Source organism: Desulfovibrio legallii, assembly GCF_004309735.1.
GTDB classification, from domain to species: Bacteria; Desulfobacterota; Desulfovibrionia; order Desulfovibrionales; family Desulfovibrionaceae; genus Desulfovibrio; species Desulfovibrio legallii.
This window is the reverse complement of sequence record NZ_SIXC01000005.1, coordinates 1-18,534: the sequence shown is the minus strand read 5'-3', so window position 1 is coordinate 18,534 and position 18,534 is coordinate 1. Positions and strand designations below refer to the sequence as shown.

Here is an 18,534-nt window from a genome sequence, read left to right as displayed (position 1 = left end):
TTACTCTTTTCCTTGCCCGCGCCGGTCGTTCCGGCACAACCTCCAGGGCTTCTTCATGGACAAGACTGCCGCTTCAGGGGCTGAAATGTCGCGCAACACCGCCACGGCTCCCCCCCACGCCGCGCGCCCGGATACTGGGCCGCCCCCCGCCGACCAGGGGCAACGTGCGCCGCAAGGCGGCCCCGCAACGGGCATGGGGCCGTTGCGTCCTTCAGACGTGGACTTCATGCCCGGCCTGCTGCGCAGCCTGGCTATTGTACTGCGCCTGCGGGGTCGGGTGGTTTCGCCCCAGTCCCTCATGGCCGGGCTCACGGGCAGCCGGGTCACGCCGCAGGCCTGCCTGCGGGCCGCGCGCAAGGTGGGGCTTTCAGGCCGCATCGCCTACCGCCCGCAATTGGAAAACATCCCCGGCCTGGTTCTGCCCTGCATCCTCCTGCTCACCAACGACCGCTCCTGCGTGCTTACGGCCCTGGACGGCGAGATGGCCGAGGTCATCTTTCCCGAAACGGGCGAAACCAGCCAGGTGGTGCCCCTGGAGGCCCTGCGCGAAGAGTATTCCGGCTACGCCCTGTTCGCCGCCGTAGAGGCCGCGCCCGACCACCGGGCCGACCGCCTGAGCATCTCGCACGGCAAGCGCTGGTTTTGGGACGTGCTGCGCTATTACGCGCCCATTTACCGCCATGTAGCCCTGGCCAGCGTGGTCATCAACCTCATTGCCGTGGGCAGCCCCCTGTTTGTCATGAACGTCTATGACCGGGTGGTGCCCAACAACGCCATGGAAACCCTCTGGGTTCTGGCCATAGGCATCTTCATCGTCTACCTTTTCAACTTTCTGCTCTCGGCCCTGCGCACCCATTTTGTGGACGTGGCCGGCCGCAATGCGGATATTGTGCTCTCCAGCGCGCTGGTGGAAAAAGTCCTTTCCATGCGGCTGGACGCCAAGCCCGAATCCACGGGCGCGCTGGTCAATAACCTGCGCGAATTTGAACAACTGCGTGAATTTTTCAGCTCATCCAGTCTGCTGGCCTGCATCGACCTGCCCTTTCTGGTCATCTTTCTTCTGCTCATCGCCTTCATCGGCGGGCCCCTGGTTTTCCTGCCCCTGGGGGCCATGCCCATCCTCATCGGTCTGGGGCTCACCCTGCAGCACCGCTCGCGCCGCAGCGCCGAAGCCGGTTACCGCCAGAACATGCAGAAAAACGCCCTGCTGGTGGAAATCGTCGGCGGCCTGGAAACCCTCAAGGCCTGCATGGCCGAAAGCCGGATGCAAAAACTCTGGGAATCGGTGGTGGGGCTTTCGGCCAAATCCAGCAGCGAGGCCCGCAAATACAACAACTTGGCCGTCACCCTTTCCATGCTGGTCACCCAGGTGGTCACCGTGGCCTGCATCGTCTGGGGCGTCTACCGCATCGCCGACGGGCAGATGACCATGGGCGCGCTCATCGGCGTCAACATCCTGGTGGGCCGCAGCATGGCCCCCCTGCTGCAGATGGCCTCCCTGCTCACGCGGCTCCAGAACTCCCATGTGGCCCTCAAGGCCCTGGACCTGCTCATGACCCTGCCCTCGGAAAACCAGGCGGAAAAAACCTGCATGGATTTCGGCATGCTGCGGCCTTCTTTCAGCATGGAAAACGTCTCCTTCGCCTACCCCCACCAGGAACGCCAGGCCCTCAACAATATTTCTTTGCGCATCGAGCCGGGTGAGCATGTGGGCGTCATCGGCCCCATGGGGTCGGGCAAAAGCACCCTGGGCAAGCTGCTCATCGGCCTCTACCAGCCCAAGGAGGGCGCGGTGAAGTTCGGCGATGTGGACATCCGCCAGATCCCTGGGGCCGACCTGCGTGGCCGCGTGGGCGTGCTGCCTCAGGACGTGGTGCTCTTTTACGGCAGCATCCGCGACAATATCGCCCTGGGCGACCCCACCATCAACGACCATCTGGTGCTGCGCGCCGCGGCCCTGGCCGGCGTGGCGGACTTTTTGCGCAACAATCCCGCCGGGTTCGCCGCACAGGTGGGCGAACAGGGCAGGGCCCTTTCCGGCGGACAGCGCCAGGCCGTGGCCCTGGCTCGTGCCTTGGTGCGCGATCCCGAAGTGCTCATCCTGGACGAACCCACCAGCAATATGGACACGGATTCCGAACTTCTGCTGCAAAAACGTCTTCAGGCTGCCATGGGCGGCCGCACCGTGGTGCTCATCACGCACCGCCTCTCCATGCTGCGCATTGTGGACAGGCTTATTGTCATGGAAGACGGACAAATCAAACTGGATGGCCCGCGCGACAAGGTGCTCCAGCGCCTGCGCGAACGCTCCCGGCAGACCGTGGCCACCGTCAACCGCGCACAGCAAGCCGCGGCGGAGCACGCCTGATGCGCCCGCCCGCAGACGCCAACACCACAGGCATGAGCCCTGCAGACGTCAACCCCGCCGACGCGCGCGCCCGGCCCGCAGGCCTTGCCGAGGCCGCCCCGCGCCCGCAGGAAGCCCCCGCGCACGAAAGGCCCGCCCCCGGCCCCACAATGCCCCCACCCCTGCAAAGCGGCCCCGCGCCCGACGCCTTTCGCGTACCCCTGCGCGAAGGCGAGGCCTGCCCCTGGGGCGAACTTGGCCTGCCCTTTCTGCCGCAGCCCCCTGGCGCAGAGGCCGGCCCCCTGCCCGCCATGCCCGGCGCCCCGCCCCCAAGCGAAGGCCAGCCTGCAGCGCCCCGGCCGGACGGCGGCTTGCCCCTCTCTCTGCTGGGGCCAGGCCTGCCCGAAAACCCGGTCACGCCGCAGGAACCCTCTCCCGAAGCCCAGGGGGCCAAAGCCTTTTTCCGGGAACTCCTGCTGGGCGGCGACCAGGAACAAAAACCCGATAAAACTCTGCGCCAGAGCCTGGCCGAAACCGTGGCCCAGATTGCCGGGCACGGCCAGAACCCTGCGGCGGCCGCCGGACCTGCAGGCGCGCCCCCCCTGCCGCCGCAGCCCAATCCCGGCCTGTTTGCGGCCATGGACGCGCCCCTGCGCGGGCTTACCCCCGACGACATCCAGTTTGCCAATGAAGTGGACGCCGCCCTGGCCCGCCGTCCGCGCTTCGGGGCCCGCGCCCTTTCCGTGTGCGTGGCGGGCATGCTGTTCTGCCTGCTGCTCTGGGCGGCTTTTGCCAATGTGGACGAGGTGACCCACGCCGAAGGTTCGGTGGTGGGTTCTCAGCGCACTCAGACCATCCAGAACCTGGAAGGCGGCATTTTGCGCGCGGTGCTGGTGCACGAAGGACAGATTGTGGAAAAAGGCGAGGTGCTGGCCCAGCTGGACAATGAAATGGCCGAAAGCGCCTACCGTGACGCCGTGAATAAGGCCATGGAAAACAGCCTGGCCATTTTGCGCCTGGAAGCCGAGCTCAAAGACCAGGAACCCGCCTTTCCCGAAGATCTGGACGCCTGGGCCGCCCAGCTGGTGGGGCGTCAGGTGGATGGCGACGTGCTGGCCCGCGCCCGGCAGATTGTGCGCGACCAGACCAATGCCTGGCACAGCCGGCAGGATCAGCTCCACGCGGAAATTGAAGTGCTGCGCTCCCAATATGTGCAGCGCACCCACGACGTGGAGGAGCAGAGCGCCCGCAAGCTGCAACTGGACCGCAGCCTGGCCCTGGCGATGGAACAGCGCGACACGGCCTATGCCCTGGTGCAGCGCCACAACTTTTCCAAAATGGAATACCTGGGCCTGCAGCAGCGCGTGGTGGAGCTGCAGGGGCAGATCGACGCCCTGGCCGCCAGCCTCCCCAAAGCCCAGGCCGCAGCGGAAGAATCCAAACAGCGCATCGCCTCCCGCCGGGCCGAACAGGCCGCCGCCGTTACGGACGAAATAAACAAGCGCCGTCAGGATCTCAACTCCCTGCGTGAAAGTCTTTCCGCCGGGCGCGACAGAGTGACCCGCACCGAACTGCGCGCCCCGGTGCGCAGCACGGTCAAACAGATCTACATCACCACCGTAGGCGGCGTGGTCAAGCCGGGCGAACCCATCATGGACCTGGTGCCCCTGGACGACACACTGCTGGTGGAAGCCCGCGTCAGGCCGCAGGACGTGGCCTTTCTGCGGCCCGGTCAGGAAGTGATGGTCAAGGTTTCCGCCTACGATTTTTCCATCTACGGCGGCCTGGAAGGCAAGCTGGAATCCATCAGCGCCGACACCATCGAGGACAAAAGGGGCGACCACTTCTATCTGGTCAAGGTGCGCACCCGCAAAAACGCCATTGCCTACCATAACCAGCTGTTGCCCATCATCCCCGGCATGGTGGTGACCGCGGATATCCTCATCGGCAAAAAAACCGTGTTGGACTATCTGCTCAAGCCCATTCTCAAGGCCAAACAAAACGCCTTGCGGGAACGTTGAGAGGTGCGGAACATGTCCACGCAGGAAAATCCCGACCAGAAATCCCGCCGACACAACCGCCGCGCCGGTCTGGCCATGCTGGGTCTGTTTGCCCTGGCCGTGGTCTGCATTGCCGTCAGCGCCAACTGGTATCTGCGCAACGCCCGCCAGCGCCAATGGCATGAAACGGCCCAGAGCCTCAGCGTGCAGACCGCCAACCAAGTAGCGCTGCTCACGGTCTGGTCCGGCAGCCTCACAGATCAGGTCCGCACCTTTGTCGGCCAGGACTGGCTACGCCTGTTTGCCGCAGAGGCGGCCAACACGGGCCAGCCCGCCGCCGCCGTTCTGGAGCTGGCGGCCACGCTGGAGGCCGAGCCCATGTCCCTGACGGCCCCCCTGCAGGATACCGCCGCGCCCCTGGCGGCCCTGGCCCCGCGCCTGCCTGCGACGTTGCGGCAATTGCGTGATTTTAAAGAAAAGAATAGTTTTCTCCGGGTTTCGTTGCTCAATGCCACAGGCGAAATTTTCTTGTCCGCGGGCAAGCCACCCCAATTGGACGAGGCCCAGCGCACGAGCGCGCTTAAAGCCTTCAGCGACAAACAGCCCGTTTTTCTGCCCGCACGCCGTGAAGACGGCCTGCTGGTCATGGACATGGCCTACCCCGTGTTCACCCCCCTCTACATGGACGCTTCCGGCGTCGGCGTGCCCGCCGTGCTGCTGCTCAGCGCCAACGTATCGCCCGTGGTCAAGGCCGTTTCCCATACTGGCGAATCGGCCATCCTGCAGGCCCTCGGCAACAGCCTGCAACGCCTGGACCCCCAAACCGGCCCCCACAACCTGCCCGGCTGGCAGCTGGAAAACGGCCGCCTGCCCCCGGCCATGCGCGAAGACAACGCCCTGCCCGAACACTGGCGGCAGAGCTACTGTCTGGCAGAACCCGTACCCGGCCTGCCCTGGCTGGTGGCCCAGGGCGTGCCCGCTCCGGAGTTGGAGGCCCAGTACGCGCATATCCGTAAAAACGCCCTGCTGGCCTCCCTGGTGTTCACGGCCCTGGCAGGCATCATGCTGGCTGCCCTCTGGTGGTGGTTGGTAGGCCGCAACGAACGCGCCGTGGCCGACCAGCTGCGCCGCCTCTACCGCGTGGTCAACCAGCAGAAACAGATTATGGACGGCGTCAATTCCGCCCTTTCCGCCGGTATTGTGCTCAACGACTTTAACGGCCGCCTCTTCTACGCCAACCAAGGCTTTGCCCGCATGACAGGTCTGCCCGCCGAACAGCTGCCCGGCATGGCCCACACCGACCTGGGTCCGGACCTGGCCCGCAGCCTGGTCACCCACACCCTGGCCGTCTACCAGACGCAAAGCCTTTCCAGCTTTACCGAAACCCTGCCTATCCGGGGGCAGACCCGCTACTTTTTGACCTCCTGCACGCCTTTCCGCGACGAACAGAGCCGCATCACCGGCGTGGTTTCCGTCTACAGCGACATGACCGAGCTGGCCCTGGCCCAGCAACGCGCCCAGCTTATGGTCACGCAGGCCGTCAACGCCTTTGTGCGCGCCATCGAGGCCGTGGACGCCTACCTGCGCGGACATTCCGACTTCACCGCCCAGCTGGCCGTCCTCCTGGCTCGCCAGCTGGGCCGCGACGACCCGGAAACCCTGGCCACCCTGCGCACCGCCGCCAAGCTCTCCCAACTGGGCATGATCCAGCTGCCCAAAGAGCTGCTTACCAAGTCCGGCAGCCTCACCCCCGACGAACGAGCCCAGCTGGAACGCCACGTGGACTACGCCCGCGAAGCCCTGGCCGGCATTGACTTTGGCCTGCCCGTGCTGGAAGCCATGACCCAGATGCACGAACGCCTGGACGGCTCCGGCTATCCCGACCACCTCCAGGGCGAGAACATCTGCCCCAACGCCCGCATCCTGGCCGTGGCCAATACCTTCTGCGCCCTGGTCCGTCCCCGCTCCTACCGCACCGCCTTGCCCGTGGACGCGGCCCTCAAGCTGCTCAAAACCACGCCGCCCAGCTACGACCCACAGGTGATCGCCGCCCTCCAGACCATTCTTGGCACGGACGAAGGCAAAACCTTTTTCACACGCCTCCAGAACGGACAGGAAGCCTAGCTGTCAGGGGCAGGGCGTTTGCACAAAAGCTCCCTGACCCCAGGCGCCCGCATCCTTCAAAAATCTTCCCCAGGAAGGCAAACGGCCTGCCCCGAACGGGCAGGCCGTTTGCCTGACGGGCTGCCGTGCCGCCTGTCGCGCCGCAGGCCTTACAGGCACACATCCCCCCTTCTGCCGGGTTTTGCCGCCCCGGACACCCACGCCAATTAAAACTTTAACTGCATAAAATTATTTTATTAATTATTTTTATATAAAAATATTGCAATTATAAATATAGTATTATATATTTGTGCCCATTACCGCAACACTACCGGAGAATGCCATGCTCAGAGGGTTCCTTCTTCTTTGTTTGCTTCTTGCGCCGGTTTCACCCTGTTTTGCCGATGCTATAGACGAGCTCAATGCGGCGGTAAAAGCGCTGGAAAGAGGCCAGCCCGAAAGGGCCAGAGACCTGGTCAAAGCCGTCATCAACGACGTGCATACCAGCAACGAATACAAGGCCATGGCCTATTACCTCTACAGCCTCGCCGAGAAGAATCCGCAGGAAGCCATCACCTATTGCGCCAAAGCCGCCGAACTGGCTCCCGACAACGGCCGCTATCACGAAAAACTCGGCATCCTCTACTTCCAGGCGCAGCAGTATGAAAACGCCGTCAAATCCCTGGACAAAGCCATTGCCGTAACGCCCATCAATGCCGGGGCCTACAGCCTGCGTGGTTTGGCCTACCGAGAATCGGGCCAGATGGAAAAGGCCCTGGCAGACATGGATAAAGCCATATCCCTGGACCCCTCCGTTCCTGTATTTTATGCCCGACGCGGGGCCGCACGCTTCCTGGCGCACCAGCCTGACGGGGCCTTTGAAGATTTGTCCAAAGCCGTGCAGAGCGAGGCTCTGCCCCGGGAAACACGCGCCAATTGTTATTTTTACCTGGCTAAAATCCACATGGAAAGGCGGCAGTACGACAAGGCGAAAGAATTGCTGGCCGCTTCGCTGCGGCATCTCGCCCAGGCAGACAAAAAACGTGAAGCAAATCTGTTGCTGGATCAAATCAAGGCTTCAGAAAAATGGAGCTGATTTCAGCCCGTTGAAGTAGTTCCCAGTAGACCTGTCTTTTTCGCTGCAAAGTTGGCAGTCCAGCTCAGAAACTTCTGATACCGCCGCAAGGGGAAGTGCGCCGATGAAAACGCCTGTGGAACGCAAGTTTTTTAAAATCAGTCAGTTTTTTTTCTTTGTTGTTACTTCAATAAGTCTTGTCACCGCCTTTGGGCTTGGCCTTTACGGCCTGTACCTGCACAATGCCAGCCCGCAAGAAAGGTTTACGCAGCCCACGCCTTCCTATGAACGACTCAAGCGCGAAAGGGCCCAGGCCAAGGCCGCTGTGGAGCAGGCAAAGGCCCAACAGCAGGCTCCCGCCACCCCTCAGGGGGACAAGACCCCGCCCGCCAATCCTGAAGCTATTCCCGCAGAATACCTGGACGTCCTGAACAGCATTGAAAAATCCATCGTCAGCTTTGCCAACAAGGCGCAGCAGCTCTCTCCCGGCAACAAACTTCGCTTTCGCATTTATAAAGCCGCCACGCAGTACACCGCACATTTCAGCGTCAGCAGTCTGCTGGCGCAGCTTGACGTGGAGGCCAAGGCCCTTGAAGCCGATGCGGATCGCATCCGGGCCTTGCCGCAGACCGCCCCGGACTACATCACCTGGGCGCTTTTTCTGGACGATTATTTTGCACAGATTGACAGCAGTATTGCCGCGCAGCGCAGGAGCATCGCCCAGGAAAGGGAACAGGTCATGCTCAAAAAAGCGCAGTCCGGCGTGGTCTTTTACACGGCAGCGATCGCATTGGGCGTTTTTATCTTTTTCACCATGTTTCTTGTGGTCCTGAGCATGGAAAAAAATACCTATGTGCTGCGCTGCATCCAGGAAAACCTTGAAAAACACCCAGACGCCGACAACACTGCCGACGCTTAGGGCCTTGCAGCGTTGTCCTGCCCTAGAGCATTTAACACTTGAAATGCTCGCTTACGGCAGGCAAAAGCCTGCCTTCTCGCATTTTGTGGCAAGGATTTTCAAGAAAATCCTTGCAGAGCAGTTAGCTCATTTCATTCGCTAACTGCCCTAGCGGCTCTGCGTAAGCAGACGCCCGCCCCGGAGCCGCAAGCGCAGCCTGACCCGCGTTTTTGCGGCCGCAGCGCTTTCCCCGCGCGCAACGCAGATTGCCTTTGAGAAGGCATTCTTCTCAAAGGCAATCTGCGTTCCAGCCCCCAACAGCGCTGGTTTGGGGTCCGCAATATTGTTGGCTGCGCAAAATTCTTATGTGCGGCGAGCTATTTTTCCAGCCAGGCGTTCAAGCGGGCTTCCAGGGCCCCCTCGCTCACGCGGGGCGCGGCGTAGAAGCCCGCGGCCTCGCGCTGGCGGGCGGCCTCGGCCAGAATAATGGCGGCGGCCACGGAGACGTTGAAGCTCTGGATCATGCCGTACATGGGGATGTAGAGCGACCCGTGGGCCTGGCGCAGCAGGTCCGGGGCCACGCCGCTGTGCTCGTTGCCCATGATGACGGCCGTGGGCTGGGTGAAGTCCCACTGGCGCAGAGGGCGGGCCCCAGGCTCGCAGGAGGTGGCCAGAATCTGCATGCCCTGGGCGCTGAGGCCGTTGAAGAGATCTGCAGCATTTTTGTGGCGGGAACTTTCTACCCATTTGCGGGCTGAGGCCGAGGTTTTGCGCCCCAGTACAGGAAAAGGGGTATCCGTATAGTAGAGGTGCACGCGGCTGACCCCAAAGGCGTCGCAGGAACGGTAGATGGCCGAAACATTGTGCGGGTCGTGAATATTGGCCAGCACCAGGGTAAGATCGTCCTGCCGGTGGGCCAGCACCTGGAGCAACCGTGCCCTGCGGCGTTCTGTGGGGAGTTTGGGCATTACGACAATCTGCCTTTAAAATCTTCGTAGCCGAACTGGCGCAGCAGACGAAAGCCCTGGCCGCCCGCGGCATCAGCTTCGCAAATACCGATGGAGGGCAGGCGCAGGCCGTTGAAGGTGGTGGTTTTGACCATGCTGTAGATGGCCATATCCTCAAAGGCCAGGCGTTGGCCGGGCAGCAAGGGCGCGCTGAAGGAGTATTCCCCGGCCACGTCCCCGGCCAGGCAGGATTTGCCCGCCAGGCGGCAGGTCCAGGCCTGTTTTCCGGGCAGGCCCGCGCGGGAGGGCAAACCGTCTTCGGCCAGAAAAAGCACATTGGGCCGGTAGGGCATTTCCAGCACGTCGGGCATGTGGCAAGGCACGCCCAGATCCAGGATGGCCACGGGCATGTCGGCCTGCACCACGTCCAGCACGGTGGCTGTAAGCCAGCCCGCGTTCAGGGCCACGGCTTCGCCCGGCTCCAGATAGATTTGCGCCTGGTAACGGTCCCGCCAGTCCGTAAGCAGGCGGCAGAGCAGGTCCAGGTCGTAGTCCGGCCGGGTGATGTGGTGCCCGCCGCCCATGTTGATCCAGCGGCACTGGGACAGCCAGGGGCCGAATTTTTCCTCCACGGCGGCCAAGGTGCGCTGCAGGGCGTCGGCGTTCTGCTCGCAAAGGGTATGGAAATGCAGGCCGGAGATGCCCTCCAGAGCCGTGGGGTCAAAATCTTTGCGCCGGATGCCCAGGCGCGACCCCGGCGCGCAGGGGTCGTAGATGGCCGCCGCGCCCTCGGAATGCTCCGGATTGATCCTCAGCCCGCACTGGATACGCCGGTCCGGACAGCGGCTCTGATTGTGCATGGCAATGGCGGGGCGAAACTGCCGCCACTGAGCCGTGGAATTGAACACCAGGTGGTCTGTGAGGGGGAGCAGCTCGGCCATTTCGCGCGCGTTCCAGGCGGCGGCAAAGGCGTGCACCTCCCCGCCAAACGCCTCCCGCGCCAGGCGGGCCTCGTCCACAGAGCTGGCGCAGGCTCCCCACAGGGGGCCCGTACCTTTAAATCGCGACAGCAACGGAAAGGTGGCCCAGGCCGCAAAGCCCTTGAGCGCCAGCAGGATTCTGGCTCCGGTGCGTTGCTGCACCTGGTCCAGCACGGCGACGTTGGCGCGCAGGCGGTCCGCGTCCAGCACAAAGCAGGGTGTGGGCACGCGCCCGGCGTCAAACAGGATTTCAGGGCAAAGGAACATGGGCATCCTTGACGCTGACGGGCTCAGCAGTCCTTGGCCACCATGCGCAGCAGGCGCAGCAGCTGGTTGGTGAAGCCGGCCTCATTATCGTACCAGAGCAGCAGCTTGACCATGGTCTGGTCCAGCACCTGGGTGGAGAGGGCGTCCAGCACGCCGCCACAGGTACTGCCCTTGTAGTCGATGGAAACCAGCGGCTCGTCGGAATAGCCGAAATGCGCGCCCAAGGGCCCGGCGCTGGCGGCCTTGAAGGCGGCATTGACGGCGGCCGCGTCGCAGGGGCGCTCCACCTCGCAGGTCAGGTCCACCAGAGAGCAGTCAAAGGTGGGCACGCGCACGGACATGCCGTTGAGCTTGCCCGCCAGTTCCGGCAGCACCTGCCCCACGGCCTTGGCCGCGCCCGTGCTGGAAGGCACCATGGAAACCGCCGCCGCGCGGCCGCGACGCCAGTCTTTGTGGGAGCCGTCCAGAATGCGCTGGCTCATGGTGTAGGAGTGGATGGTGGTCATGAGCCCGTGGCGGATGCCGCAGAGCTCGTGCAGCACCTTGGCCGCCGGGGCCAGACAGTTGGTGGTGCAAGAGGCGGCAGAGATGACCTTGTGCTTGCCGCCGTCGTAGATATCGTGGTTCACGCCCATGACGATCATGGCGTCCACATCCTTGCCGGGCGCGGAAATGACCACCTTTTTGGCCCCGCGATCCAGGTGTCTGCTCAGGCCTTCACGGTCCTTGATAGTGCCCGTAGTCTCTACGGCCAGGCTCACGCCCAGGCGGTCCCATTCCCATTCACCGGCCTTGCAGCGGGTAACGGCAATATGCCGGCCGTTGACGATGATGCCGTCCGCATCGTGATCCACACTGCCGGCAAACGTGCCGTAGGTGGAGTCATATTTGAAGAGATAGGCCAGAGCCGCGTTGTCGGCGCGGGCATTGATGGCGGCAATGGTCATGTCCTGTTCGTCGGCCATGAGCCGCAGCAGATACCGGCCGATGCGGCCGAAGCCGTTCAGTCCCAGTTTGACGGGCATGGGGCGCTCCTTAATGCGTGAAGATGTTGCTATATACCGGGGTCTGGCCGAAAAGGCCCTGGCCGGGGCAAAACGCCCCGCGCCCTAGGCCTTGCCGGACGACCCCATGACGTTGCGGATTTTGTGGGCCACCATGTTCTGCACAGCGTCGCGGGCCGGCTTGAGGTAGCCTCTGGGATCGAACTGCTCCGGGTGCTCCGTAAGAAACTGACGGATGGAGGCGGTGAGGGCCAGACGGATATCCGTATCCACGTTGATCTTGCACACGCCCATGCCCGCAGCCTTGCGCAGCATATCTTCGGGCACGCCCTTGGCGCCGCCCACCTGGCCGCCGTACTTGTTGCAAAGGGCCACAAACTCCTGCGGCACGCTGGAAGCCCCGTGCAGCACCAGGGGGTAGCCGGGCAGCTTATTGCTGATGGTCTGCAGGCGCTCAAAGTCCAGCCTGGCTTCGCCCTTGAATTTGTAAGCGCCGTGGCTGGTGCCGATGGCTACGGCCAGGGAGTCGCAGCCCGTGCGGCGCACAAAGTCCACGGCCTCGTCCGGGTCGGTGTAGACGTGCTCGGCCGAAGAAACGTGCTCTTCAATGCCGGCCAGCTTGCCCAGCTCGGCTTCCACCCACACGCCGCGGGGGTGGGCGTAGTCCACCACCTGTTTGGTGATGGCGATATTTTCCTCATAGGGCAGGTGAGAGCCGTCGATCATGACGGAGGTAAAGCCGCCGTCAATGCAGTCCCGGCACATTTCAAAGCTGGGGCCGTGGTCCAGGTGCACCACCACGGGAATGGAGGGGTCTTCCTGCAGGGCGGCCTCTACCAGCTTCATGATGTAGACCTGGCCCGCATACTTGCGCGCACCTGCAGAAACCTGCAGAATAACAGGCGATTTTTCCGAAGCGGCCGCCCCCATGATGCCCTGGATGATTTCCATGTTATTGACGTTAAACGCGCCGACGGCGTAGCCGCCGGCATAGGCTGCGGCAAACATCTCTTTGGGACTGGTAAGGGGCATGACTTCCTCCGGGGGTTACTGGCGATGCGGGGCGGGAATATACCTTCACAGCCCGTGCGGGGCAAGATCTTCCATACACCAAATCCGCGCAAAGGGGAATGGCCCGCGCCCCGTGCGGCAAAAAGGGCGCGTGAACACGGCGGGCTTTTCGCCCGGTTCGCGGCAGCAACAAGAGTATGCGGGCGGGGACAGGTCGGTTAGCCGCCGGGGCCCGCCAAAACAGGCAAAAAGTCCTTATCGCGCGTCCAGATTCATGCTTTCCAGGGCCTGCAGGCCCTGGCGGTCCGTAAACTCGAAGCAGAGCGGCGTCAGGGTGATGTAGCCCTGGCTGAGCAGGTCTTTGTCCGACTGCGGTTCGATGGTTTCGGGCGGGATTTCGCCTTCCAGCCACCAATAGGGCGCGCCGCGCGGGTCTTTGCGCTCCAGGTAGGTGTTTTTCCACACTGCACTGGTCTGCACGCAGACGCGCAGGCCCAGGGCCGCATCCAGCGGACGGGCGGGATAATTGACGTTGAGCACCCGGCGATGGCCCAGACGAGCCCAGTCCACCCGCTCGGCCAGGGCCACGGCGTGCCGGGCCTGGGGCAGGGGGTCCACGGTGGGGCCGCCGTTGAGGTCGTGAGAAACGGCCATACTGGGCAGATCTTCGTGGGCGGCCTCGGTGGCTGCGCCCACAGTGCCGGAATAGAGAATGTCCGGCCCCACGTTGGGCCCGGCATTGATGCCGGAGATGACCATATCCGGCCGTTCCGGCAGCAGACGGCCCAAGGCCAGCTTCACGCAGTCCGTGGGCGTGCCGAAAATCCCCGTGCCCGTAAAGTCCGGCTCCACAATATCCATAGAGCGCACGGGCTCGAAAACGGTCAGGGAGTGCCCCACGCCCGACTGCTGGCGCATGGGCGCCACCACCCACACCGTGTGGCCGGCCTCGCGCAGGGCCGCGTACAGGGCGCGCAGGCCGGGCGCGCGGATGCCGTCGTCGTTGGTGAGCAGAACCTTCATTTGACAATACCTCGCAAACAAGGGAAATTTGGGTCAGTAGCGCGCCGACATCCGGCCGCGTTCAGGGAAGATATATGGAAAAAGGCTGCTACGTCAAAGACATTACCCCCCCCGGCGAGGCGCGAGGACTGTTTGCCGTGAGTCAGGCCGTGCAGGGGCAGTCCCGCAACGGCCCCTATTGGCGGCTGACCCTGGCCGACGCCAGCGGCGCGCTGGAGGCCAAGATCTGGCACCCCCTCAGCGCGGCCTTTAACGCCATCCCCGTGGGCACGCTGGTCTGGGCCGAAGGCCGTGCCGGCCTTTATCGCGACCAGGTGCAGCTTTCTGTGGAGCAGCTGCGCCTGCTCACGCCTGAAGAATGCGCCGCAGTGGACCAGGCCGCCCTGCTGCCCGCCAGCCCCTATCCGCTGGACGACATGCTGGACCAGCTCACCAACCTCTGCAAGGCGGAGTTTGTGTACCCGGCGTGGCGCAAGCTGGCGCTGGGCTTTCTGCACCATGCGGATCTGCGCGCCCGCTTCCGCGTCTGCCCGGCAGCCAAAAGCGTGCACCACGCCTATGTGGGCGGCCTGCTGGAACACACCCTGGGGGTCTTCACCCTCTGCCGCCGCATTGCCGACCAGTATCCCGAACTGGACCGCCAGACCCTGCTGGCCGGCGCGCTGTTTCACGATGTGGGCAAAATCCGGGAATTTTCCGGCGGCGTGGCCAACGACTACACCACCGAGGGCCGGCTTCTGGGGCACCTTATGCTGGGGCTGGAGATGCTCTCCCCCCTGCTGGCCAAATCCGGCCTGGACGCGGCCCTGCAGGAGCATTTCAAGCACCTTGTCCTGAGCCATCACGGCACGCTGGAATTCGGCGCCGTGCGCCTGCCGCAGACGCCCGAAGCCCTGGCTCTGCACTATGCGGACAACCTGGACGCCAAAATGGCCCAGTGCCGGGGGCTTTTTGCCCAACTGGGCGAAACCGGGCAGGACTGGACCCCCTGGCAGGCCACATTGAGCCGCCCCCTCTATCGGGCCGCGCACACGCCGCAGCCCGCCGCCAAAAAAACGACGCCCCCCAGGACGGCTCCCCAGAAGGTGGTGAAAGAAGAATGTTTATCTCTTTTGAAGGCATAGAGGGCGCCGGCAAATCCACAGTCATGGAGGCGCTGGCCGCCTACCTGGCGGACCACGGGCTGGACCCCGTGCTCACCCGTGAACCGGGGGGCTGCAACTTGGGCCGCAGTCTGCGTTCCATTTTGCTGGATGGCCGCACGCGCGGGCTTTCCAGCCGGGCGGAGCTCTTTCTTTTTCTGGCCGACCGGGCCCAGCACGTGGCCGAAATCGTCCGCCCCGCCCTGGAGGCCGGGCAAATTGTGCTCTGCGACCGCTACACCGATTCCACCCTGGCCTACCAGGGCTACGGGCGCGGTCTGGATACGGAATATCTGCGCCGCCTTAACGATGCGGCCACAGGCGGCCTTGCGCCGGACCTGACCCTGCTGCTGGATCTGCCCGTACGCTGCGGCCTGGGCCGCGCCGGTGAGCGCAACCGGATCAAAGGGCTGGTTGTTTCCGAAGGACGCTTCGACAGCGAAAGCCTGGACTTTCACGAACGCGTACGCACGGGCTACCGCGCCCTGGCCGAAGAGGAACCAGAACGCTTTGCCATTATTGACGCGGCCCAGCCGCCCGAAGATGTGGCCCTGCAGTGCCGTTCGGCCCTGGAAACGCATCTGGGCAGGCGCGGCAGGGGGCTGGACTAGCGCGAGCGCGGACTTGTGCGGCTTTGCGCTAGAGCAGTTTACGAATGAAATGAGTTAATTGCTCTGCAAGGATTTTCTTGAAAATCCTTGCCACGAAATGCGAGAAGGCAGGCTTTTGCCTGCCGTAAGCGAGCATTTCAAGTGTTAAACACTCTAAGGGAGCCTTTTGAGCAAGGGGCCCTGCCCCCATGCTCCCCCTCCCAAGACTTTTACGTTGGCTGCAAACGGCTGCGCGTCCGGCTTTACAGGGGTGCTCCACGCGGGAGCCGCTCCCGAAATCTACACAGGCGGTGTCCTATGAACGAATACTATGTACTGGAACCGGAAGGCGCGGGCGTGCGCTTCGCGCCCCTGCCCGAAGGGGGCCCGCACGTTGCGGACCATGGCGCGCCGCCCGAAGGCTATACCCTGACGACCCGGCTGGGCGATCCCGACCTGTTACACTGCGCGGTCTACCGCAGGACCGACGGCCCCGGCGGGCTGTTTGTGCTCCACGATGGGGATGGCCGCCTTTGCGCCGCCCTGGCGGAAAGCAATCTGGCCTACGGGCTCGGCCTGGCGCACATGGGGCGCCTGGTGGCCGATGCCCGCTACGGGGCCGACATTTTTGAGGATCTGGACGACCATGACTGAATCCGCGCTACAGGCGTCCGCCCCCTTGCAGGCTGTGCAACGGCTGGGGGTCGTGTTTTTTCCGGCCTTTGACTGGGCCATAGCGCCCACCCATCCCGAACGGGAAGAGCGCCTGCTCTACACCCGAGACCAGCTGCTGGAAGAAGGCCTGTTCGACATTCCCGGCATTACCGAATACCGGCCGGACTTTGCCACGCGGGAGCAGCTCGCCCGCGTGCATTTTTGCCTGCCCTCGGTGGGCGCGGTGAGCACCGACTCGCACCTGGCCTCGGCGGGCGGCGCCATCCGCGCCGCGCGTCTGGTGCTGGAAGGCCATGAAGACCGCGCCTTTGCCCTGGTGCGGCCTCCGGGGCACCACGCCATGCGCGTGGTGCACGGCAACCGCGGCTTCTGCAATATCAACAATGAAGCCGTCATGGTGGAATACATCCGCGACCACTATCCCCGCCCCGACGGCCGCCCCCTGCGTATAGCCATTGTGGATACGGACGTGCACCACGGCGACGGCTCCCAGGACATTTTCTGGAACGACCCGCACACCCTGTTCATCTCGCTACACCAGGACGGCCGCACCCTCTATCCCGGCACTGGCTTTCCGCGTGAATGCGGCGGCCCCGGCGCACTGGGCCGCACCATCAACATCCCCCTGCCGCCGGAAACCTCCGACGAAGGCTACCTCTACGCCATCACCCACGCTGTGCTGCCCATGCTGGAAGATTTCCAGCCCGACCTGATCATCAATTCCGCCGGGCAGGACAACCACTTTACCGACCCCCTGGCCAACATGAAACTCTCGGCCCAGGGCTACGCCGCCCTCAACGCGGCCCTCAAGCCGCACATCGCCGTACTGGAGGGCGGGTACGCCATCCGCGGAGCCCTGCCCTACGTCAACCTGGGCATCTGCCTGGCCCTGGCCGGCCTGCCCGCCACCGACATCCGCGAACCGGGCTGGACGCCGGAAGCCACCCGCCAGCGCCCGGAAGTGGGCGAATACATCGCCCGGCTCTGCGAGCAGGTGCGGGACGTCTACTTCCACCCGCCCAAGCAGCCCACGGAAGGCCAGGCCCAAGACGGCTGGTGGACGCGCGCCAAACACATTTTTTATGATACGGATATGCTGCGCGAACAACAGCGGGAAAGCTGGCGGCTCTGCCCGGACTGTTCCGGTCTGGGCCGCTGGGAAACCAGTTCGGAGCGGGTGGCCCGCTCCCTTTGCCTGCTCGCGCCGCGCCACGCCTGCCCCCACTGCCGCACCCTGGGCCGGGAGCTGGCGGACAAGGCCCGCAAAAGCGGCCGCTATGCCCACGTCCTGCTGCTGGAGGGCGACAGCCCCCACGGCGCAACGGAATTCGGCGTCTGAGCCTACAAACGCCCCTTTTGGATTGCCTATGGCCCGTCCCTGTCACTGTCGCCGCGTCAGCGGCCTGCCCAAAGCCCGCTATTTCAAACCGCGCGGCGTGCCCATGACCGAACTGGAAGAGGCCGTGCTTACCCTGGACGGCCTGGAGGCCTTACGCCTGGCCGATCAGGAAGGTCTGAACATGGACGCCGCCGCCGCGCGCATGGGCGTTTCGCGCCACACCTTTGGCCGCCTGCTGCGCCGGGCGCGGCAGTGCGTGGCCGGCGCGCTGGTGCACAGCCAGGCCCTGCGCATTGAAGGCGGCGTCTGTGCCGTGGGCGGCGCTGAGGAAGAAGAAGCCACGCCCCCGACGGACGGATTGCTGGCGGCCGTGCCCTCTCAAGCCCCCGGCGGGCTGGCCGCCGCCCCGGAGCCCCATTTCGGGCGCTGCACCACCTTCACTCTGGCGCGCGTGCACAACGGCGTGGTGGGCGAAGTGCGCGTGCGCGCGGGGCTGCACCACGAACAGGGCGACTGCGCCGCCGTGGTACAGGCTTTGCGGGATATGGGCGTGGGGGCAGTGCTGGCCGGCGGCCTGGGCCTGCGGCCCCTACGCGAACTGCAGACCGCGGGCATGGCCGTATACCACCACGCGGGGCTGCCCAGCGTGGCGGACTGCCTGAAGGCCTTTGCGGCCGGCGAGCTGGCGCTCTTTGGCGAAGGACAAATCTGCCAGGCCGGCAAACTTTAGGGCAGTTAGCGAATGAAATGAGCTAACTGCTCTGCAAGGATTTTCTTAAAAATCCTTGCCACGAAATGCGAGAAGGCAGGCTTTTGCCTGCCGTAAGCGAGCATTTCAAGTGTTAAATGCTCTAAGACGGCTTACGGGTAAGGACAGCCGGTCAGTGCGCGGGCAGCGCACAACCGCAACGAGTACCGCGCGCAACCGCAACGAGAACAGCGCGCAAAAACAAACGCCCCTCGCGCTGTTGAGCGGCGAGGGGCGTTTGTGAGCAATCTTTGGCGACGGCCTACTTTCCCACATGACGTTATGCAGTATCATCGGCGATGGAGAGCTTAACTACCGAGTTCGGAATGGGTTCGGGTGTACCCTCTCCTCCATGGTCACCAAAGAAATTTGTCAAAAATATAAT

Annotated in this window: 15 protein-coding genes and 1 rRNA gene; 10 read left to right on the top strand and 6 right to left on the bottom strand. The window is 63.9% G+C overall.

Annotated elements, in window-relative coordinates; translation table 11 throughout:
• Positions 1–55 precede the first annotated feature (55 nt).
• The 5 genes from EB812_RS04790 to EB812_RS04770 all read left to right on the top strand — a co-directional run bounded on the left by EB812_RS04790 (position 56) and on the right by EB812_RS04770 (position 8,444).
• A complete protein-coding gene (locus tag EB812_RS04790; RefSeq protein WP_242621197.1) occupies positions 56–2,368 on the top strand; it encodes a type I secretion system permease/ATPase in 2,313 nt (770 codons plus the stop codon).
• Entirely contained in the window at positions 2,368–4,368 is a 2,001-nt protein-coding gene (locus EB812_RS04785; RefSeq protein WP_242621196.1) for an HlyD family type I secretion periplasmic adaptor subunit, read from the top strand. Before EB812_RS04790 ends, EB812_RS04785 begins: the two co-directional genes overlap by 1 nt.
• 12 nt (positions 4,369–4,380) lie before the next feature.
• On the top strand, positions 4,381–6,471 hold the full coding sequence (locus tag EB812_RS04780) for an HD domain-containing phosphohydrolase (protein ID WP_130957889.1): 2,091 nt from the start codon (positions 4,381–4,383) through the stop codon (positions 6,469–6,471).
• Positions 6,472–6,793: 322 nt separating this feature from the next.
• Positions 6,794–7,546 (top strand): tetratricopeptide repeat protein, encoded by a 753-nt coding sequence (locus tag EB812_RS04775; protein ID WP_118230614.1) that lies wholly within the window; start codon positions 6,794–6,796, stop codon positions 7,544–7,546.
• Between the two features lie 103 nt (positions 7,547–7,649).
• On the top strand, positions 7,650–8,444 hold the full coding sequence (locus EB812_RS04770) for a hypothetical protein (RefSeq protein ID WP_118230613.1): 795 nt from the start codon (positions 7,650–7,652) through the stop codon (positions 8,442–8,444).
• 356 nt (positions 8,445–8,800) lie between these two features.
• Here the strand turns inward: EB812_RS04770 and EB812_RS04760 are convergent, their stop codons facing one another.
• The 5 genes from EB812_RS04760 to surE form a co-directional block, all read right to left on the bottom strand.
• Complete coding sequence (locus EB812_RS04760) at positions 8,801–9,391, bottom strand: TrmH family RNA methyltransferase (protein ID WP_118230612.1); 591 nt, start codon at positions 9,389–9,391, stop codon at positions 8,801–8,803.
• Positions 9,391–10,617, bottom strand: a complete 1,227-nt coding sequence (nspC, locus tag EB812_RS04755; RefSeq protein WP_118230611.1) for a carboxynorspermidine decarboxylase — start codon at positions 10,615–10,617, stop codon at positions 9,391–9,393. Before nspC ends, EB812_RS04760 begins: the two co-directional genes overlap by 1 nt.
• A gap of 23 nt (positions 10,618–10,640) precedes the next feature.
• A complete protein-coding gene (gene gap / locus EB812_RS04750) occupies positions 10,641–11,642 on the bottom strand; it encodes a type I glyceraldehyde-3-phosphate dehydrogenase (protein WP_118230610.1) in 1,002 nt (333 codons plus the stop codon).
• Between the two features lie 84 nt (positions 11,643–11,726).
• The gene (fba, locus tag EB812_RS04745) at positions 11,727–12,653 is read right to left on the bottom strand and encodes a class II fructose-1,6-bisphosphate aldolase (RefSeq protein ID WP_130957887.1); all 927 of its coding nucleotides are present in this window, start codon (positions 12,651–12,653) and stop codon (positions 11,727–11,729) included.
• Positions 12,654–12,887: 234 nt separating this feature from the next.
• The gene (gene surE, locus EB812_RS04740; RefSeq protein WP_118230608.1) at positions 12,888–13,655 is read right to left on the bottom strand and encodes a 5'/3'-nucleotidase SurE; all 768 of its coding nucleotides are present in this window, start codon (positions 13,653–13,655) and stop codon (positions 12,888–12,890) included.
• Positions 13,656–13,729: 74 nt separating this feature from the next.
• On the opposite strand from surE, the gene EB812_RS04735 reads away from it, so the two are divergent.
• The 5 genes from EB812_RS04735 to EB812_RS04715 all read left to right on the top strand — a co-directional run bounded on the left by EB812_RS04735 (position 13,730) and on the right by EB812_RS04715 (position 18,131).
• Positions 13,730–14,779 carry a 3'-5' exoribonuclease YhaM family protein gene (locus EB812_RS04735; protein WP_118230607.1) on the top strand — a complete coding sequence of 350 codons (1,050 nt, stop codon included), beginning with the start codon at positions 13,730–13,732 and terminating at the stop codon, positions 14,777–14,779.
• A complete protein-coding gene (tmk, locus tag EB812_RS04730; RefSeq protein ID WP_118230606.1) occupies positions 14,755–15,408 on the top strand; it encodes a dTMP kinase in 654 nt (217 codons plus the stop codon). The genes EB812_RS04735 and tmk overlap by 25 nt, the downstream gene beginning before the upstream one ends.
• Before the next feature lie 297 nt (positions 15,409–15,705).
• Positions 15,706–16,041 carry a hypothetical protein gene (locus tag EB812_RS04725; RefSeq protein WP_130957886.1) on the top strand — a complete coding sequence of 112 codons (336 nt, stop codon included), beginning with the start codon at positions 15,706–15,708 and terminating at the stop codon, positions 16,039–16,041.
• On the top strand, positions 16,034–17,401 hold the full coding sequence (locus EB812_RS04720; RefSeq protein WP_118230604.1) for a histone deacetylase family protein: 1,368 nt from the start codon (positions 16,034–16,036) through the stop codon (positions 17,399–17,401). Before EB812_RS04725 ends, EB812_RS04720 begins: the two co-directional genes overlap by 8 nt.
• A 28-nt stretch (positions 17,402–17,429) precedes the next feature.
• Positions 17,430–18,131, top strand: coding sequence for a DUF134 domain-containing protein (locus EB812_RS04715; RefSeq protein ID WP_130957885.1), 702 nt, complete (start codon positions 17,430–17,432; stop codon positions 18,129–18,131).
• Positions 18,132–18,398: 267 nt separating this feature from the next.
• Here EB812_RS04715 and rrf read toward each other — a convergent pair.
• Positions 18,399–18,513, bottom strand: a 5S ribosomal RNA gene (gene rrf / locus EB812_RS04710).
• Positions 18,514–18,534: the final 21 nt, after the last annotated feature.

Coding starts and splice junctions, on each gene's coding strand:
- EB812_RS04790 (WP_242621197.1), top strand. CDS start 56: ATGGACAAGACTGCCGCTTCAGGGGCTGAAATGTCGCGCAACACCGCC.
- EB812_RS04785 (WP_242621196.1), top strand. CDS start 2,368: ATGCGCCCGCCCGCAGACGCCAACACCACAGGCATGAGCCCTGCAGAC.
- EB812_RS04780 (WP_130957889.1), top strand. CDS start 4,381: ATGTCCACGCAGGAAAATCCCGACCAGAAATCCCGCCGACACAACCGC.
- EB812_RS04775 (WP_118230614.1), top strand. CDS start 6,794: ATGCTCAGAGGGTTCCTTCTTCTTTGTTTGCTTCTTGCGCCGGTTTCA.
- EB812_RS04770 (WP_118230613.1), top strand. CDS start 7,650: ATGAAAACGCCTGTGGAACGCAAGTTTTTTAAAATCAGTCAGTTTTTT.
- EB812_RS04760 (WP_118230612.1), bottom strand. CDS start 9,391: ATGCCCAAACTCCCCACAGAACGCCGCAGGGCACGGTTGCTCCAGGTG.
- nspC (WP_118230611.1), bottom strand. CDS start 10,617: ATGTTCCTTTGCCCTGAAATCCTGTTTGACGCCGGGCGCGTGCCCACA.
- gap (WP_118230610.1), bottom strand. CDS start 11,642: ATGCCCGTCAAACTGGGACTGAACGGCTTCGGCCGCATCGGCCGGTAT.
- fba (WP_130957887.1), bottom strand. CDS start 12,653: ATGCCCCTTACCAGTCCCAAAGAGATGTTTGCCGCAGCCTATGCCGGC.
- surE (WP_118230608.1), bottom strand. CDS start 13,655: ATGAAGGTTCTGCTCACCAACGACGACGGCATCCGCGCGCCCGGCCTG.
- EB812_RS04735 (WP_118230607.1), top strand. CDS start 13,730: ATGGAAAAAGGCTGCTACGTCAAAGACATTACCCCCCCCGGCGAGGCG.
- tmk (WP_118230606.1), top strand. CDS start 14,755: ATGTTTATCTCTTTTGAAGGCATAGAGGGCGCCGGCAAATCCACAGTC.
- EB812_RS04725 (WP_130957886.1), top strand. CDS start 15,706: ATGAACGAATACTATGTACTGGAACCGGAAGGCGCGGGCGTGCGCTTC.
- EB812_RS04720 (WP_118230604.1), top strand. CDS start 16,034: ATGACTGAATCCGCGCTACAGGCGTCCGCCCCCTTGCAGGCTGTGCAA.
- EB812_RS04715 (WP_130957885.1), top strand. CDS start 17,430: ATGGCCCGTCCCTGTCACTGTCGCCGCGTCAGCGGCCTGCCCAAAGCC.